Source organism: Streptomyces rapamycinicus NRRL 5491 (assembly GCF_024298965.1).
GTDB lineage: Bacteria > Actinomycetota > Actinomycetes > Streptomycetales > Streptomycetaceae > Streptomyces > Streptomyces rapamycinicus.
The window spans coordinates 1145607-1161905 of the sequence record NZ_CP085193.1 but is presented as its reverse complement, the minus strand read 5'-3'; the positions used below and the strand labels follow the sequence as shown (position 1 = coordinate 1161905).

14 protein-coding genes are annotated in these 16299 nt (G+C 73.1%); 7 read left to right on the top strand and 7 right to left on the bottom strand.

Annotation, left to right across the window (positions count from 1 at the left end; genetic code table 11):
* Nucleotides 1–169: 169 nt before the first annotated feature.
* From egtD to egtA, 4 genes are read right to left on the bottom strand one after another with little or no spacing between them, the layout of a single operon-like run.
* Complete coding sequence (gene egtD / locus LIV37_RS05060) at nt 170–1135, bottom strand: L-histidine N(alpha)-methyltransferase (RefSeq protein ID WP_020866024.1); 966 nt, start codon at nt 1133–1135, stop codon at nt 170–172.
* Nucleotides 1132–1887, bottom strand: a complete 756-nt coding sequence (egtC, locus tag LIV37_RS05055; protein WP_020866023.1) for an ergothioneine biosynthesis protein EgtC — start codon at nt 1885–1887, stop codon at nt 1132–1134. The genes egtD and egtC overlap by 4 nt, the downstream gene beginning before the upstream one ends.
* The gene (gene egtB / locus LIV37_RS05050) at nt 1887–3215 is read right to left on the bottom strand and encodes an ergothioneine biosynthesis protein EgtB (RefSeq protein WP_020866022.1); all 1329 of its coding nucleotides are present in this window, start codon (nt 3213–3215) and stop codon (nt 1887–1889) included. The genes egtC and egtB overlap by 1 nt, the downstream gene beginning before the upstream one ends.
* Nucleotides 3212–4468 (bottom strand): ergothioneine biosynthesis glutamate--cysteine ligase EgtA, encoded by a 1257-nt coding sequence (gene egtA, locus LIV37_RS05045; protein ID WP_020866021.1) that lies wholly within the window; start codon nt 4466–4468, stop codon nt 3212–3214. The genes egtB and egtA overlap by 4 nt, the downstream gene beginning before the upstream one ends.
* Nucleotides 4469–4717: 249 nt before the next feature.
* Here egtA and LIV37_RS05040 point away from each other — a divergent pair, with 249 nt between their 5' ends.
* The 5 genes from LIV37_RS05040 (at nt 4718) to LIV37_RS05020 (ending at nt 10049) form a co-directional block, all read left to right on the top strand.
* Complete coding sequence (locus LIV37_RS05040; protein ID WP_020866020.1) at nt 4718–5722, top strand: NADPH:quinone oxidoreductase family protein; 1005 nt, start codon at nt 4718–4720, stop codon at nt 5720–5722.
* A complete protein-coding gene (locus tag LIV37_RS05035) occupies nt 5719–6924 on the top strand; it encodes an acyl-CoA dehydrogenase family protein (protein ID WP_020866019.1) in 1206 nt (401 codons plus the stop codon). The genes LIV37_RS05040 and LIV37_RS05035 overlap by 4 nt, the downstream gene beginning before the upstream one ends.
* The gene (locus LIV37_RS05030) at nt 6921–8072 is read left to right on the top strand and encodes an acyl-CoA dehydrogenase family protein (protein ID WP_020866018.1); all 1152 of its coding nucleotides are present in this window, start codon (nt 6921–6923) and stop codon (nt 8070–8072) included. The genes LIV37_RS05035 and LIV37_RS05030 overlap by 4 nt, the downstream gene beginning before the upstream one ends.
* A gap of 100 nt (nt 8073–8172) precedes the next feature.
* On the top strand, nt 8173–9690 hold the full coding sequence (locus LIV37_RS05025; protein ID WP_243146400.1) for a GMC family oxidoreductase: 1518 nt from the start codon (nt 8173–8175) through the stop codon (nt 9688–9690).
* A 164-nt stretch (nt 9691–9854) separates the two neighbouring features.
* Complete coding sequence (locus LIV37_RS05020) at nt 9855–10049, top strand: hypothetical protein (protein ID WP_020866016.1); 195 nt, start codon at nt 9855–9857, stop codon at nt 10047–10049.
* A 36-nt stretch (nt 10050–10085) separates the two neighbouring features.
* Here LIV37_RS05020 and LIV37_RS05015 read toward each other — a convergent pair whose 3' ends face one another.
* Nucleotides 10086–11474, bottom strand: coding sequence for a family 2B encapsulin nanocompartment shell protein (locus LIV37_RS05015; RefSeq protein WP_020866015.1), 1389 nt, complete (start codon nt 11472–11474; stop codon nt 10086–10088).
* A 91-nt stretch (nt 11475–11565) separates the two neighbouring features.
* The gene (locus tag LIV37_RS05010; protein ID WP_121825807.1) at nt 11566–12978 is read right to left on the bottom strand and encodes a family 2B encapsulin nanocompartment shell protein; all 1413 of its coding nucleotides are present in this window, start codon (nt 12976–12978) and stop codon (nt 11566–11568) included.
* A gap of 393 nt (nt 12979–13371) precedes the next feature.
* Here LIV37_RS05010 and LIV37_RS05005 point away from each other — a divergent pair, with 393 nt between their 5' ends.
* Both LIV37_RS05005 and LIV37_RS05000 read left to right on the top strand, forming a co-directional pair.
* Nucleotides 13372–14289, top strand: a complete 918-nt coding sequence (locus tag LIV37_RS05005) for a phosphatidylinositol-specific phospholipase C/glycerophosphodiester phosphodiesterase family protein (RefSeq protein WP_020866013.1) — start codon at nt 13372–13374, stop codon at nt 14287–14289.
* 86 nt (nt 14290–14375) lie between these two features.
* The gene (locus LIV37_RS05000) at nt 14376–14864 is read left to right on the top strand and encodes a GNAT family N-acetyltransferase (protein WP_243146401.1); all 489 of its coding nucleotides are present in this window, start codon (nt 14376–14378) and stop codon (nt 14862–14864) included.
* On the opposite strand, the gene LIV37_RS04995 is transcribed toward LIV37_RS05000, so the two are convergent.
* Nucleotides 14845–16143, bottom strand: a complete 1299-nt coding sequence (locus tag LIV37_RS04995; RefSeq protein ID WP_121825808.1) for an ROK family transcriptional regulator — start codon at nt 16141–16143, stop codon at nt 14845–14847. The two genes, LIV37_RS05000 and LIV37_RS04995, sit on opposite strands and share 20 nt — an antisense overlap.
* Nucleotides 16144–16299 lie beyond the last annotated feature (156 nt).

Genomic DNA, 16299 nt, shown 5'->3' with positions numbered 1-16299 from the left:
GTGGTTCGGGCGGGACGCAGGGTGACCGGCAAGCCTCGGCCACCGGGCGGACGGCCGCGGTTCCCCCGGGGAAGCGGCGGCCCCCCGCCACACCGCCTCGCCCCGCGAAGCGAGCCGCCGCCCGCGACCGATGGTCCCGGGCGGCGGCGTGCCGCGAACTGTCGAGGAGTTACCGGCGCACGGCGAGCGACACCGCGAAGCGGCCCTTCGCGTCGGTCCACCAGCGCCGCGACTCCATCCCCGCGGCGGCCAGTTCGGCCCGCACCTTCTCCTCCCGGAACTTGGCGGACACCTCGGTGCGGACCTCCTCCCCGGCCGTGAAGTGCACCGCGAGATCCATGGCGGGGATCTTCGCGGTGAGCTCCTTACGGGCCCTCAGCCGCATCTCGATCCACTCCTCCTCGGCGTTCCACACCGCCACGTGATCGAAGTCGGAGGGGTCGAGGTCGGCGCCCAGCTCGCGGTCGAGCACCGTCAGCACGTTCTTGTTGAACGCCGCGGTGACCCCCTGGGCGTCGTCGTAGGCGGCGACGAGCGTGGCCTCGTCCTTGACCAGGTCGGTGCCGAGCAGCAGCGCGTCGCCGGGCGCGAGCAGCTCGCTCACCGAGGCGAAGAAGGCCGCCCGCTCCGCCGGCAGCAGATTGCCGATGGTGCCCCCGAGGAAGGCCAGCAGCCTCGGCCCCGGAGTGTCGTCGGGCAGCGCGAGCCCGTTCATGAAGTCGGCCACCAGCGCGTGCACCATCAGCCGTGGATGCTCGGCCAGCAGGGCCTCCCCGGCCAGTTCCAGCGCGCTCTCGCTCACGTCGACGGGGACGTAGACGCGCAGGTCCGGCAGCGCCCGGATCAGGTGGTGGGTCTTCTCGGAGGAGCCGGAGCCCAGTTCGACGAGGGTGCGGGCCCCGGTGGCGTCGGCGATCTCCGCCGCGCGGGCGACGAGGATCTCCCGCTCGGCGCGGGTCGGGTAGTACTCGGGCAGCCGGGTGATCTCTTCGAAGAGCGCGCTTCCCCGGGCGTCGTAGAACCACTTGGGCGGAAGCTGTTTGGGGGTGCTGGTCAGCCCGGCGGCCACATCGGCGCGCAGCGCGGCCGTGGTGGCGTCGGCGGGCAGGGTGCGGGTGACGGTGAAGGGGCTCAACGGGAAGCCTCCTTGAGTGCGGTGAGCAGTACATCGGTGCGGGTGGCGGTGAGCAGGGTGCGGTCGGGGACCTCGGTCCAGCCGGGGTCCTGGTCGTACGGCTCGGAGGCCACCACCACGCCCCGGTCCGGATCGGCCAGGTACCACAGCGTGTCGCCCCAGGCGGTGGCGGCGATGGTCTCGCCGTCCATGAGCAGCAGGTTGAGCCGTGAGCCGGGGGAAGCGCCGGCGAGCTGCTCGACGGTCTCGGCCAGCGCCTCCGGCGGCGCGTGGCCCAGCCGCAGCCGGTGCAGCACCAGCGCCCAGACGAACGCCGAGTCGCACCGCGCCTCCAGGCCGAGCAGATCCGCCGGCGGCAGTTCGGCGGCGAGGTCCGCGACCGCGTGCGGCCAGTCGCGGAGCGCGCCGTTGTGGCTGAACAGCCAGGTCCCCGAGGCGAACGGCGAGGCACCCGCCTCGCCGTCCGCGCTCGCCTCGGTGGCGTCCCTTACGGCGGCCATCAGCGCCTCCGTGCGCACCACGCGGGCCAGGTCGGCGAACGACAGATCACCCCAGATGGGCCCGGCGCGGCGGTAGCGGGCGGGCACCGGGTCGCCCGACGCGTACCAGCCGACGCCGAACCCGTCGGCGTTGACCGTGCCGTGCGCCTGCCGCCGCGGCGCCCACGACTGCCGGAACAGGCTGCTCGCGGGCGCCACGACCATCTCGCCGATGGAGGCCCGCGGCCCGAGGTAGGCCAGATGCCGGCACATCAGGACGCGTCCCGCGCGGTGCGGAAGCCGGAGAAGATCTGGCGGCGGACCGGCAGGTCCCAGTTGCGGAACGTGCCCCGGCAGGCGACCTCGTCCACCGCGAAGGAACCGCCGCGCAGCACCTTGTGCGACGGGCCGAAGAACACTTCCGAGTACTCGCGGTAGGGGAAGGCGCGGAACCCCGGGTAGGGCAGGAAGTCGCTCGAGGTCCACTCCCACACATCGCCGATCAGCTGCCGCACCCCCAGCGGGGAGGCGCCCCGCGGATAGCTGCCGGCCGCCGCGGGCCGCAGATGCCGCTGGCCCAGGTTGGCGTGCTCGGGCGTGGGATCCTCGTCGCCCCACGGATAGCGCCGGGAGCGGCCGCTCTCCGGGTCGTGGCGGGCGGCCTTCTCCCACTCCTGCTCGGTCGGCAGCCGCCGCCCCGCCCAGCGGGCGTAGGCGTCCGCCTCGTACCAGCTCACATGCACCACCGGCTCCTCCGGGGGCACCGGCTCCGTCACCCCGAACCGCCGGCGCAGCCACTGCCCGCCCTCACGGCGCCAGAACAGCGGGGCGGCGAGGCCGTGTTCCTGGATGTACGCCCAGCCGTCGGCCGTCCACCAGCGCCGCTCGGTGTAGCCGCCGTCCGCGATGAACCGCTCGTACGCGCCGTTGGTCACCGGAGTGGTGTCGATGTGGAAGGCCGGGACCAGCCGGTGGTGCGCGGGCCGCTCGTTGTCCAGGGCCCAGGGCTCGGCCGAGGTGCCCATGGTGAACGGGCCGCCCGGGATCAGCACCTCCTCCGGCAGCGCCTCGCCGTCCGCCGCGCCGGGCGGCGGCGGGGCGGTGAGCGCGGCGGGGCCGCGCCGCAGCTGGTGGGTGATGAGCATCGTCTCGTCGTGCTGCTGCTCATGCTGCGCGATCATGCCGAAGGCGAAGCCCGCGTCGACCAGCGGGGCGCCGCGCAGCTCGATCCGCTCCAGGATGTCCAGCACCCGGCCGCGCACCTCGTGGACATAGCCGCGGGCCTCGGCGGGTGCCAGCAGCGGCAGGGCGGGCCGCTCGGCGCGCGGATGCTCGAAGGCGTCGTATATCGAGTCGATCTCGGGGCGCAGGGCGTCACGTCCGCCGACCGCGCGCAGCAGCCACTGCTCCTCCTGGTTGCCGATGTGCGCCAGATCCCACACCAGCGGGGACATCAAGGGGGAGTGCTGGGCGGTGAGGTCGGGCTCGTCCACGCAGGTGGTCAGGGTGTGGGTGCGGTCGCGCGCGGTGCGCAGCGCCTTCTCGGCGCGCCGGCGCAGCGCCTCGGGATCGATGGTGAGATCGGAATCGGGGGCGGTCATGACCGTCCCTCCTTACCGGTGAGGGGAGCGAGCAGATCGTCGGCGGGACATCGGCCGCGGACCACATAGCGGTCGGTGAAGGCGGCGACGGCGGCGGTGATGGCGGGGGAGGCGCCGATACGCGGCAGCGCGTCCAGCGCCGTGGTGAAGCAGCTGACGGCGGCGGTGCGCAGCTCGGGGTCGGCCAGACCGTGGCGGGCCGCGGCGCGCCACAGCGGATTGCCCGGTGCGGGGCGGGCGCCCGCCGTCTCGGCGAGCGGTTTCACCACCCGGTAAACCGTTTCAGCAGCCTCGGGATCGTCGAAGAGCGCGACCGTGACGGCAAGGGGGACGATCCAGCCGTCCGCACCGCTCTGCGCGTCGATCATGCGCAGTTCCAGATGGCCGCGCGGGCGGACGGGGGGAAAGAGCGTCGAGATGTGGAAGTCGAGGTCGTCGTGGGTGGGTGGCCGGGGCAGCCCCGTCCGGGCCCACTGGCGGAAGGTCACCCCGGACGGCACCGTCCAGGGCGCCCGCTCGTCCCGGATGGCCATCACGGGCGCGTCCAGCACGTAGTGGGCCCAGGCCGTGCGGGGATCCCGGCCGTCGGCCGGGGCGTGGGTGCGTCCGGGTTCCATCGCCGTCCACAGCGCCTGCCGGGTGGAGCGGTAGCCCGTGGGGCGGCCCTGGCGCAGCGGCGAGTTGGCGAACGAGGCGGTGAGCACCGCGCCCAGCAGATGGGCGAGCCGCCAGCGCCGTGCCATGCCGAGCGGTCCGGGCTCCTCGTGTCCGGCGTCCACGCAGACCTGCACGGAGGCGGTGTTGCACATCATGGAGCGCCCGGCCGGACCCCGGCGGTCGAAGTAGGTCTCCATGCAGTCGTACCGGGGCGTGGTGAGGAAGCGTCTGGGTGGGCGCCAGGGGTCATGTCCGTGACCGGCGAGCCCGAGGCCGAGGCCGGTGAGTACGGAACGTACGAGGACCAGATCGGCGGTCGCGGACTCCACACACGCGGTGAGGGAGTCGGCCGGGAGGGAGCTGAGCTCCACCTGACCGCCGGGTTCGAAGGTGATGGCGGACCGCAGCGGCAGTCCGCGCAGGGCGGTGACCGCGGCTTCGAGCCGGTCCGCCTCGATGGGTCGTGCGGGGTCGTGCGGGTCGTACATGAGCCATTCGAGTTCGACTCCGATGCGGCGCGGCGGCCCGGTCTTGAAACAGATGCCGTGCAGCCTGGCCTCCATCTCGGCCTCGCTGATCGCCTTGTCATCGGGCACAGTCGTCTCTCCCGTCCCGTTCCGGCAACGGCTCGCTGGGAAACGAGCCGATTTGTCGCCGTCCACTCTTAACTGCCGAGGCGCCGGGCTCAAGGGTGCCTCCAGAGTTGCACAAGAGTTCATCCGCCGCCGGGTGGGCAGGTGAGGATGGCTGACGGTGGTGGCGGTTCCGCTCCTCGTACCGACTGGTTAGTATGTTCGACCCGGCGCGGTACCGCGTTCCGACGATCCGTTTGTGGAGGCCACCGGATGCAGGCATGGCGAGTGCACGACAATGGCGAGCCCGGTGAGGTCATGCGCCTCGACGAGGTGCCGGACCCCCAGGCGGGACCGGGACAGCTGCTGCTGCGGGTCCGGGCCGTCAACGTCAACTTCCCCGACGCCCTGCTGTGCCGCGGCCAGTACCAGGTGCGGCCGCCCCTGCCGTTCACGCCCGGCGTCGAGGTGTGCGGCGAGGTCGTCGCCGTCGGCGAGGGCGCCGAGGGCGTGGTGGGCTCCCGCGTCCTGGCCACGCCCACGCTCCCCGCGGGCGGCTTCGCCGAACTGGTGGCCGTGGAGGCGACGGCCACGCTGCCCGCGCCCGACGCCCTGGACGACGCCGAGGCCGCGGCGCTGCACATCGGCTACCAGACCGGCTGGTTCGGCCTGCACCGCAGGGCCCGCATCCAGTCCGGCGAGACGCTCCTGGTGCACGCCGCCGCGGGCGGGGTCGGCAGCGCCGCCGTCCAGCTCGGCAAGGCGGCCGGGGCCACTGTGATCGGCGTCGTCGGCGGCGAGGACAAGGCCCAGGTCGCCCGCGAGCTCGGCTGCGACCTCGTCCTCGACCGGCGCGCCGACGACATCGTGGCGGCCGTCAAGGAGGCCACCGGCGGACGCGGCGCGGACGTCGTCTACGACCCGGTCGGCGGCGACGCCTTCGTCAAGTCCGTCAAGTGCGTCGCCTTCGAGGGCCGCATCGTGGTCGTCGGCTTCGCCAGCGGTGTCGTCCCCCAGGCCGCCCTCAACCACGCCCTGGTCAAGAACTACGCCATCCTCGGCCTCCACTGGGGCCTGTACAACACCCACGACCCGGCCGCGGTCCGTGCCTGCCACGAGGAGCTGACCAAGCTCGCCGCACAGGGCACCGTCAAACCGCTGGTCAGCGAGCGCGTACCGCTGAAGGACGCGGCCGACGCCGTCCAGCGCGTCGCCGACGGCGTGACCACCGGCCGCGTGGTCGTCGTCCCCGGACAGACCGCCGGAGGGGACCGATGACCACCACCCGGCACCGCCCCGCCGTGGACGCCGGCGAACTGCGCCGCCGCGTCCGGGAACTCCTGGACGCCCATCCGCCCGCCACCACCGACCGCCTGGACTTCCTGCGCGCCCGCTTCGACGCCGGGCTCGCCTGGGTGCACTACCCGGCCGGACTCGGCGGCCTGGACGCCCCGCGCTCCCTTCAGGCCGTCGTCGACGCCGAGCTGGAGGCCGCGGGGGCGCCCGGCAACGACCCCCGCCGCATCGGCATCGGCCTCGGCATGGCCGCCCCCACCATCCTCGGCTTCGGCACCGACGAGCAGCGGGAGCGGCTGCTGCGCCCGCTGTGGACCGGCGAGGAGGTGTGGTGCCAGCTGTTCAGCGAACCCGGCGCCGGATCCGACCTCGCGGCGCTCGCCACCCGGGCGGTGCGCGACGGCGACCACTGGGTGGTCGACGGACAGAAGGTCTGGACCTCCAGCGCCCATCTCGCCCGCTGGGCCATCCTCATCGCCCGCACCGACCCCGACCAGCCCAAACACCGCGGCATCAGCTACTTCATCTGCGATATGACCGATCCCGGAGTCGAGGTCCGGCCACTGCGCCAGATCACCGGCGAGGCGGAGTTCAACGAGGTCTTCCTCACCGGTGTGCGGATCCCCGACAGCCGGCGGCTCGGCGAGATCGGCGAGGGCTGGCGGGTCGCCCAGACCACCCTGATGAACGAGCGGGTCGCCATCGGCGGCGGCCGCGTCCCCCGCGAGGGCGGCATGATCGGCCTCGTCTCCGACACCTGGCGCGAGCGGCCCGAACTGCGCACCCACGACCTCCACCAGCGGCTCCTGCGGCTGTGGACGGAGTCCGAGGCCGCCCGGCTCGCGGGCGAGCGGCTGCGCCAGCAGCTCGCGGTCGGCCAGCCCGGCCCCGAGGGCTCGGCCATGAAGCTCGCCTTCGCCCGCCTCAACCAGCGGATCAGCGCGCTGGAGGTCGAGCTGCTGGGGGAGGAGGGGCTGCTCTACGACGACTGGACGCTGCGCCGCCCCGAACTCGTGGACTTCACCGGGCGCGAGGCCGGCTATCGCTATCTGCGCGCCAAGGGCAACTCCATCGAGGGCGGCACCTCGGAGGTGCTGCTCAACATCATCGCCGAACGCGTCCTGGGCCTGCCGCCCGAGCCGCGGACCGACAAGGACGTCCCGTGGAAGGACCTGCCCCGATGAGCACCGCCGACCTGCTCTACTCCGAGGCGGAGGACGATCTGCGCGCGGCCGTACGGTCGCTGCTCACCGACCGCTGCCCGCCCGCCACGGTGATGTCCGAGGCCGAGAGCGGCCGGGCGTACGACGTGGCGCTGTGGCGCGCGCTGGGCGCCGAGATGGGCACCGCGGGGCTCCTGGTGCCGGACAAGCTCGGCGGCCAGGGCGCCACCGCGCGGGAGGCGGCGGTGGTGATGGAGGAGCTCGGCCGCGCCGTCGCCTCCGTGCCCTACCTCACCAGCGCCGTCCTCGCCGCCGTCGCCCTGCTCGGCTGCGACACCGGCCAGGAGGCCGTGGCCCGGCTGCTCGGCGCGGTCGCCGAGGGCCGTACGGTCGGCGCGCTCGCGGTGCCGCTTTCCACCGTGGCCGTGGTGCCCGGCGGCGGGTCCGGCGCGCCCGCCGCGACCGTACGGGCCGACGGCGACTCCACGCTCAGCGGCCAGGTCTCCGGTGTCGCGGGCGCCGCGGGTGCCGATGTGCTGCTCGTCCCCGCCACCGGCGCGGACGGCTACGGGCTGTACGCCGTGGAGACCGCCGAGACCAGTGTCACCGTCGAACCCCTCACCTCGCTCGACCTCACCCGCCCGCTCGCCGCGGTGACCGTCACCGGCGCCCCGGCCCGCAGGCTGGCCGGGCCCGACCGGGCCGAGGCGGCCATCGGGCGGGCGCTGCTGACCGGGGCCGGGCTGCTCGCCTCCGAGCAGCTGGGCGTGGCCGAATGGTGTCTGACCGAGACCGTCCGCCACACCAAGGAGCGCCATCAGTTCGGGCGCCCCATCGGCTCGTTCCAGGCGCTCAAGCACCGCATGGCCGCGCTGTGGCTGGAGCTGGTCTCGGCGCGCGCCACCGCGCGGTACGCCGCCGACGCACTGGCCACCGACAGCCCGGACGCACCGGTCGCGGTGGCCGTGGCCCAGGCGCACTGCGCCGAGGTGGCGGTGCACGCGGCCGAGGAGTGCGTCCAGCTGCACGGCGGCATCGGCATGACCTGGGAGCACCCGGCGCATCTGTATCTCAAGCGGGCCAAGAGCGACGAGATCGCGTTGGGCGCCCCCGGCCGCCACCGGCAGGCGCTCGCCGCGCTGGTGGATCTGCCGGCCCCCACCGGCTGACCGGCCGGATCCGGCGAACCCGCCCCCGCTCCGCGATCACGCCACTAGAGTGCCGAACAGCTGTGCGGCACATCGGGTGGGTCCGGAACGGGGGCACATGATGAGCGACTACGACTACATCGTGGTGGGGGCGGGCTCGGCGGGCGCCGTGGTGGCGGCCCGGCTGACGGAAGCCCCGGACGTACGGGTGCTGCTGCTGGAGGCCGGGAAGGACGACGCGGCCGCGCAGATCCACGACCCCACCGCGTGGTTCACCCTCATCGGCGGTGAGCACGACTGGGGCTACACCACCGTCCCGCAGCCGGGCCTGGCCGGGCATCCGCAGTCCGCCGCGCGCGGCAAGGTGCTCGGCGGTTCCAGCAGCATCAATGTGATGACCTACGTCCGCGGCCACCTCGGCACCTTCGACGCCTGGGCCGCCGACGGCTGCACCGGCTGGGACGCCGCCTCGGTGCTGGAGACCTTCCGCGCCCTCGAACACGCCGAGGGCCGCGACCCGCGCTTCCGGGGCACCGGCGGGCCGCTGCGACTCGGCCGGGCCGAGACGCCCAACCCGCTGAGCACCGCCTTCCTCGACGCCGCCAAGGAACTCGGGCACCCCTACAACGACGACTTCAACGGCGCGGAGAGCGAAGGCGCCGGGCGTCATGAGTGGACCGTCCACGAGGGGCGCCGCCAGAGCACGGCGGTCGCCTATCTCGATCCGGCGATGGACCGCCCCAACCTCACCGTGCGCACCGAGGCCCGGGCACACCGGCTGCTCTTCGAGGGCACCCGCTGCGTCGGCGTCGAATACGCGGGCTCCGGCGGTGCGGCACGTCGGGTGCGCGCGGCGCGTGAGGTCATCGTGTGCGCGGGCTCGGTGGACTCGCCCAAGCTGCTGATGCTCTCCGGAATCGGCCCGGCCGGGCATCTGCGCGACGTGGGCGTCCCGGTGCTGGTGGACGTCCCCGAGGTGGGGGCCAATCTGCAGGACCACCCCCTGGTCGGGCTGGTCCACGAGGCGGGCGTACCGCTGCCGCCGCCCCCGCTGACCACCGCCGAGGCGGCCCTGTTCACCCGGACCGACCCCCGGCTGCCCCGCCCCGACCTCGAGGTGTTCCTCTTTCACATCCCGTTCCACCCGAGACTGCTGCCGTTCCCGCCGAACAGCTTCACCCTGACGGCCGCCGCGCTGCAGCCCCACAGCCGGGGCACGGTCCGGCTCTCCGGCGCGGACCCCGAGGACCGGCCGCTGATCGACCCCGGCTATCTCAGCGACGGAAGGGACCTCGCCACCCTGGTCCAAGGCGTCGAACTGGCCCGGTCGCTGGCCGCCGCCGACGCGTTCGAGGCGTGGCAGCCGCGCGAACTGCTGCCCGGCCCCGGGGTGAGCGGCCGGGACGGGCTGGCCGACTTCGTCCGCGAGAACACCGGCACCTACTTCCACCACGTCGGCACCTGCCGGATGGGCGGGGACGAGCAATCGGTGGTGGACCCCCGGCTGCGCGTCCGGGGCGTCGAGGGGCTGCGGATCGCCGATGGATCGATCATGCCGTCGATCGTCTCGGCCAACACCAACGCGACCTGCGTCATGATCGGCGAGATGGCCGCCGAGCTGATCCGCGCCGACGCCTGAAGGGGCTCGCCTCGCCCGCTCACCGCACGGGAGTGACCGCCGGGGAGTAACCGAACAGCAGATCGGCACCCGTATGGAGCACCAGGTGACGGCGGTCCAGCGGCGATTCTGGGCCACACTGACGGCCGGATTCCGATGCTCCGTAGTGGCCGAGGAGGCTCCCCATGGCCATTTCCATCTCCGTGGTCCTGCTGCTTCTGATCCTCACAGTGGTGTTTCTCCGCAGCGGCGGACTGCGCATCTCGCATGCGCTGGTCTGTGTGACGCTGGGCTTCTACCTGGCGAGCAGCAGCGTGGCGCCCACCATCTCCGAGGGGCTGGCAGCCACCGCGGACGTGGTCAGCAGCGTCCGTCCCTGATCCACGCCCGCGGTGACCGGTCTCTGACGGCCGGGCTCAGCGGCCGATCTCGACGTCCTCCAGCACACCGACCGCATCGGGCACCAGAATCGCCGCCGAGTAGTAGGCGGAGACCAGATAGGACGTCACGGCCTGCTCGCTGATGCCCATGAACCGCACGTTCAGACTGGGCTCGTACTCATCCGGAATACCGGTCTGATGCAGTCCGATGACCCCCTGGCTCTCCTCCCCGGTGCGCATCGCCAGGATCGAGCTGGTGCCGGACTCGCTGATCGGGATCTTGTTGCAGGGCAGCAGCGGAACCCCGCGCCACGCCCGCACCGCGATCCCCGCCACTTCGACGCCCTGCGGATACAGACCACGGTTGCTGCACTCCCGCCCGAAGGCGGCGATGGTGCGCGGATGCGCCAGCAGATACTGCGTCTTGCGGCGCCGGGCCAGCAGTTCGTCGAGGTCGTCGGGGGTGGGCGGGCCGCTGCGGGTGTGGATGCGCTGGGAGAGGTCGGCGTTGTGCAGCAGGCCGATCTCGGGGTTGTTGACGAGTTCGTGTTCCTGGCGTTCGCGCAGGGCCTCGATGGTGAGGCGGAGCTGCTGCTCGACCTGGTTCATGGGCTCGTTGTAGAGGTCGGCGACGCGGGTGTGGACGCGCAGCACGGTCTGGGCCACGCTCAGCTCGTACTCCCGGGGCTCCAGCTCGTATTCCACGAAGGTGCCCGGCAGGGCCGGCTCGCCCGAGTGGCCGGACGCGATGGCGATATCGGCCTCACCGCGCCGGTTCTGGGCGGGCGCGGTCCGCTCGGCGAGCCCCTGGAGATGGTCGCGCAGCGCCGCGGAGCGGTCGGCGGCCTCCTCGACGACGCGGCGGGGGAGGGTGAGCACCGTGGTCCGGGTGACGGCCCGGGCGGTGAACTCCCAGGTGTGCTCCGGACCGGTCAGGACCGCGTCGCCGAAGTACTCCCCGTCGGCCAGCACCGCCAGCGTGCTGCCCTCGTCATACGCGCCGGGGGCGATCTGGCGGACCTTGCCATGGGCGATCAGGAACACCTGGTCGGCCGGGCGGCCCGCCTCCACCAGCACATCCCCGGGCGCGTACTCGCGCTGGACACAGCCGTCGGCCAGCGACTCCAGGACGGAGGTGACCCCGAAGCCGCGCAGCGTCGGCAGCTCGCCCAGCTCCGGCGGGATGACCCGCACCTGTGATCCGGTGGTGATGAACTCCACCCGCCCGTCCCCGACCGTGTAGGTCAGCCGGCGGTTCACCCGGTACGTACCGGCCGACACCTGGACCCAGGGGAGGACGCGCAGCAGCCACCGGGAGGAGATGGCCTGCATCTGCGGAACTGACTTGGTGGTGGTCGCCAGATTCCGCGCGGCGGCCGTGCCCAGACTCAGCGGCTGCTCACCGGACTCCACGGAGGTGGTCATAAGTGCTCATCACCCATTTCGGTAGATCTTCGGGAAGGTATGCGAAGGCCACAGGCCCGGTCGGGCGGATGTCAGGGTCCGTCGGGCCGATTCAGAGCCCGACCTCCACGTTCTCCAGAATTCCGAGCGCGTCCGGGACGAGCACGGCCGCGGAATAGTAGGCGCTGACGAGATACGAGATGATGGCCTGCTCGCTGATTCCCATGAACCGCACCGAGAGGCTCGGCTGGTATTCGTCGGGAATTCCGGTGCGGTGCAGTCCGATGACCCCCTGGTTCTCCTCCCCGGTGCGCAGAACGAGAATGGAGCTCACCCCGCTCCCGGAGACCGGAATCTTGTTGCACGGGAGGATGGGCACGCCCCGCCAGGCCGGCAGAGCGTGCCCGTTCACCTCCGTGGGCTGCGGGGAGATGCCATGGCTGTTGAACTGCCGGCCGATCGCCGCGATGGCGCGCGGATGCGCCAGGATCAGCCCCGGGTCCTTCCAGACGGTGGCCAGCAGTTCGTCGAGGTCGTCGGGGGTGGGCGGGCCGCTGCGGGTGTGGATGCGCTGGGAGAGGTCGGCGTTGTGCAGCAGGCCGATCTCGGGGTTGTTGACGAGTTCGTGTTCCTGGCGTTCGCGCAGGGCCTCGATGGTGAGGCGGAGCTGCTGCTCGACCTGGTTCATGGGCTCGTTGTAGAGGTCGGCGACGCGGGTGTGGACGCGCAGCACGGTCTGGGCCACGCTCAGCTCGTACTCGCGCGGCTCCAGCTCGTACTCCGCGAAGGTGCCCGGCAGGACCGGCTCGCCGGAGTGGCCCGAGGCCAGCGCGATGGCCGCCTCCCCGTGCTCGTTCCGCTCGGTCTCCGGCGCCGAGCGCACCCCCTCCACATGCGCGCGCAGCTCAGGTGAGCGGTCCAGCTGCTCCTCGAACTCCTGTCGGGGCAGGGCCAGCACCGTGCAGGACGTCACGGCCTTCACGGTGATTCCCCAGGTGCCCGCCTCGGCGGCGGTCAGCTCCGGCTCCCCGATGTGGTCGCCACCGGCGGCCGAGCCGACCACCGAGGGCTCGTCGAACGCGCCCTCGGTCAATTTGTCGACCTTGCCGTGGGCGATGAGGAGGAGCTCATCGGCCGGGCGCCCGGCCTCCACCAGCACATCGCCGGGCGCGAACTCCCGCTGGGTGAAGCGGTCCGCCAGGGCCTCGAGCACCGCGGCGTCCTCGAACCGGCGCAGCAGCGGCAGCTCGCGCAGCTCGACCGGGATGACCCGCACCTGTGATCCGGTGGTGGTGAACTCCACCCGGCCGTCCCCGAGCGTATGGGACGCCCGGCGGTTCACCCGGTAGGAACCACCCGGAACCTGCACCCACGGCAGCATGCGCAGCAGCCACCGCGAGGTGAGGCCCTGCATTTGCGGAACGGATTTGGTCGTCGTCGCCAGATTCCGTGCGGCCGCCGTGCCGAGGCTCAACTGCGGCTGCGAAATGTCGGTACCGGAACCCGGTTCAACGGACGTCGTCATCGTGAATGCTCACCCATCCCTGTACGGACCTTGAAGAGAAATTCCGCTCGAGCAACTGCCAAGCTATCAGCGGACTTTGGGCTTTTGCATTCACTCAAAAGAGTGCCCGGGCGCGGGTTATGACGGCGGTCGCCGACGGGTAAACATTCCGAATGCGTCGTGGGCCGACGGCCGCCGCGCCCCCGTCCGTTCACCCGGCGCGCGCAGCCGCCCCGCGTCCCCACGGGCACCGCCGCGACCGCCCCGGCACCTCGGGAACGGCGAGGAAATGGCCGGGGACCACCCGTGGAACTCTTCGCCCAGTACTGCCCTTTGGGCGTACGGCCGCCCGATACTCACTGGCGTCGAGCCTGCGTATCCGGCACCGCGCCGGGACGAGAGCCGGGAGGCCCCATGGACCGCCGTACACGCCGTGCCTTTGTCGTCACCCTCGGAGCCGCGCTGGCGGGCGGCGCGGCCGCGCCCGCGTTCGCGGGCACCTCCGCCTCGCTCGGCGACACCGACGTCGCGAAGGACAACCCGAAGGACGGCTCAAGGGACCGCGCCAAGGGCAAGCGGCCGCTGGCCAGAGCCCACGCCCACAACGACTACGAGCACCCGCGTCCGCTCCTCGACGCGCTCTCGCACGGCTTCGGCAGCGTCGAGGCCGACATCTGGCTGGTCGACGGCCGGCTGCTGGTCGCGCACGACGCCACGGACCTCGACCCCACCCGCACCCTGGAGTCGCTCTACCTCGACCCGCTGGCCCGGCGGGTGAAGGCCAACGGCGGCCGGGTCTACCGCGGTTACGACCTGTCGCTGCAGCTGCTGATCGACCTCAAGACCGCGGGGGAGCCCACCTACCTGGAGCTGGCCAAGCGGCTGCGCCGCTACGGCCACCTGTTCAGCGCCGCCTACGGCGGGGTCGGCGGCCGGGTGCGCCGCGGCGCGGTGACGGCCGTCATCTCCGGCGACCGCGGCGCCCGCGCCCCCATGGAGGCCGAGAAGGTGCGCCACGCCTTCTACGACGGACGGCTGGAGGACCTCGGCTCGGGCGTGCCCGCCTCCTTCATCCCGTTGATCAGCGCCGACTGGACCAAGACCTTCACCTGGACGGGAGCCGGTCCGATACCGGCGGCGGAGCGCGAGACGCTGCGCCGCCTCGCGGCTTCCGCGCACGACGCCCGGCAGACCGTGCGCTTCTGGGCCACCCCGGACGTGGCGGGTCCGGAGCGCGACGCCCTGTGGCGTGAGCTCCTGGCCGCCGACGTGGACTACCTCAACACCGACGACCTGGCGGGCCTGGAGGCGTTCCTGCGCGCGACCCGCTGACGCCTCGTCGGGCGGCGGCCGGGGAGGGCGGCGGCCGGAGAGAAAATCACTCGCGTGCCGCCGCCCGCACGGCCATGCTGGCCCCCATGCTCATCAGGACCGCCACCGCCGAGGACTGGCCCGCCATCTGGGCCTTCCTGCGCCGCATCGTCGCCGCGGGGGAGACCTACACCTACCCCCGCGACCTGGACGAGGACCGGGCCCGCGAGATCTGGATGCTGGAGCCCCCGAGCCGTACCGTCGTCGCCACCGACCCCGACGGCACGGTCCTCGGCTCGGCCAAGATGAACCCCAACCACATGGGGCCCGGAGCGCATATCGCGGGGGCCAGTTTCATGGTGGCCCCCGAGCACGGCGGACGCGGTGTGGGCCGCGCCCTGGGCGAGCATGTCCTGGACTGGGCGCGCGCCGAGGGCTACAAGGCGATGCAGTTCAACGCCGTGGTGGAGAGCAACACCCGGGCGGTGGCGCTGTGGCGCTCACTCGGCTTCGAGGTCATCGGCACCGTCCCCAAGGCGTTCGCCCACCCCGCGAACGGCTATGTGGGGCTGCACATCATGCATCGCTTCCTCTGATTCCGGCCGGCTCAGCGGCCCCGGCGGGGTCCCTGAACCCCGCCGGATCGTCGAGGACCGCCTGCACCACCGAACTGGCCGCCCCCAGCAGCGGACCGTCCGGACCGAGCCGGGAGACGGTCACCGCCCCGCTGCCCGGACGGGCCGGGTCGGTGAGCCGCCGGCCCAGCTCCCGCTCCAGGGCGGGCAGCAGCCAGGGCGCCAGCGGCGTCAGCGCGCCGCCGAGCACCACCTTCTCCGGGTCCAGGAGGTTCACCGCGCCCGCGAGCGCGATCCCGAGCGCCGAGCCCGCGCCGCGCAGCGCCCGCCGTGCCCGCTGGTCGCCGCTGGCCGCCCGCACGGCCAGCACGGCGATACGGCCGCCGGGACCCGGATGCTGGGCCGCGGCCTCCTCGGGGGACAGGCCGCTCGCCCGCAGCACCGCCTCCTCGCCCGCGTACTGCTCCAGACAGCCGCGCCCGCCGCAGGCGCACTCGGGCCCCTCGGGACGCACCGGCACATGGCCCAGCTCGCCCGCGAAACCGTGGGTGCCGCGCAGCAGTTGCCCGTCCAGCACGACCGCCGCGCCGATGCCGATCTCGGCCGAGACATGGACGAAGTCCCGGGGCGCCGGGTCATGGCCGCCCCGCCACAGCTCGGCGAGCGCGCCCAGGTTCGCCTCGTTGTCCACGGTCACCGGCAGACCGGGCAGCGCCGCGCGCAGCTCGGGGCCGATGTCCACCCCCTCCCAGCCCAGGTTGGGGGCGCGGACGACCAGCGACGAGTCCCGCGCCACCAGACCGGGCACCGCAACCGCGAGCCCCACCGGCCGCAGTCCGCCCAGCTCCGCCTCCGCCGCGACCTGCCGGACCAGCCCGGCGAGCTGGGCGAGCGCCGGGGCCGGTGAGCGGTCGCGGTTCGCCGAGGCGAGCTCCGTACGGGCCCGTATCCGCCCGGCGAGGTCCATCGCGCACACCGCGAGGTGGTCCACCCCGATCTCCGCGCCAAGACCGGCCGGACCGCGCTCGTTGAGCTGGAGGGCGCTGCCGGGGCGGCCGACCGTGCCGGGCCGGGAGGGGCCCAGCTCGACCAGCAGCCCGTCCCGGATCAGCTCGTCGACGAGAGTGGAGACGGCGGCCCGGGTGAGCCCCACCCGGGCCGCCACCGCGGCACGGGACAGCGGGCCGTGGGCGGCCACGGCGTGCAGCACGAGGGAGAGATTGCGCCGGCGCATCGCCTGCTGGGTGTTGGGCAGTGGCGCTGCCACCTGAATCCGTCTCCTCTCGGCCGATCCGCTCATTGTGCCGGGCCGGTACGACAACCGGGGTCGCTCGGCCACCGTCGTACGGCGTTCCCGCGTGGCGCGGCGCGCTCAGAGCCTGTGTCATATCCCCGGCCGGGCGTGCGGCGTCTGGCACGCTCCCCCAGCTACCGCCGGGAGGTGCCCCCTGACGCC

What these genes read in the sequence shown, in the direction of transcription:
- LIV37_RS05020 (WP_020866016.1), top strand. Translation starts at nt 9,855, where the DNA reads ATGGCCATTTCCATCTCCGTGGTCCTGCTGCTTCTGATCCTCACAGTG.
- LIV37_RS05040 (WP_020866020.1), top strand. Translation starts at nt 4,718, where the DNA reads ATGCAGGCATGGCGAGTGCACGACAATGGCGAGCCCGGTGAGGTCATG.
- LIV37_RS05035 (WP_020866019.1), top strand. Translation starts at nt 5,719, where the DNA reads ATGACCACCACCCGGCACCGCCCCGCCGTGGACGCCGGCGAACTGCGC.
- LIV37_RS05005 (WP_020866013.1), top strand. Translation starts at nt 13,372, where the DNA reads ATGGACCGCCGTACACGCCGTGCCTTTGTCGTCACCCTCGGAGCCGCG.
- LIV37_RS04995 (WP_121825808.1), bottom strand. Translation starts at nt 16,143, where the DNA reads ATGAGCGGATCGGCCGAGAGGAGACGGATTCAGGTGGCAGCGCCACTG.
- LIV37_RS05000 (WP_243146401.1), top strand. Translation starts at nt 14,376, where the DNA reads ATGCTCATCAGGACCGCCACCGCCGAGGACTGGCCCGCCATCTGGGCC.
- egtC (WP_020866023.1), bottom strand. Translation starts at nt 1,887, where the DNA reads ATGTGCCGGCATCTGGCCTACCTCGGGCCGCGGGCCTCCATCGGCGAG.
- egtB (WP_020866022.1), bottom strand. Translation starts at nt 3,215, where the DNA reads ATGACCGCCCCCGATTCCGATCTCACCATCGATCCCGAGGCGCTGCGC.
- LIV37_RS05010 (WP_121825807.1), bottom strand. Translation starts at nt 12,978, where the DNA reads ATGACGACGTCCGTTGAACCGGGTTCCGGTACCGACATTTCGCAGCCG.
- LIV37_RS05015 (WP_020866015.1), bottom strand. Translation starts at nt 11,474, where the DNA reads ATGACCACCTCCGTGGAGTCCGGTGAGCAGCCGCTGAGTCTGGGCACG.
- LIV37_RS05025 (WP_243146400.1), top strand. Translation starts at nt 8,173, where the DNA reads ATGAGCGACTACGACTACATCGTGGTGGGGGCGGGCTCGGCGGGCGCC.
- LIV37_RS05030 (WP_020866018.1), top strand. Translation starts at nt 6,921, where the DNA reads ATGAGCACCGCCGACCTGCTCTACTCCGAGGCGGAGGACGATCTGCGC.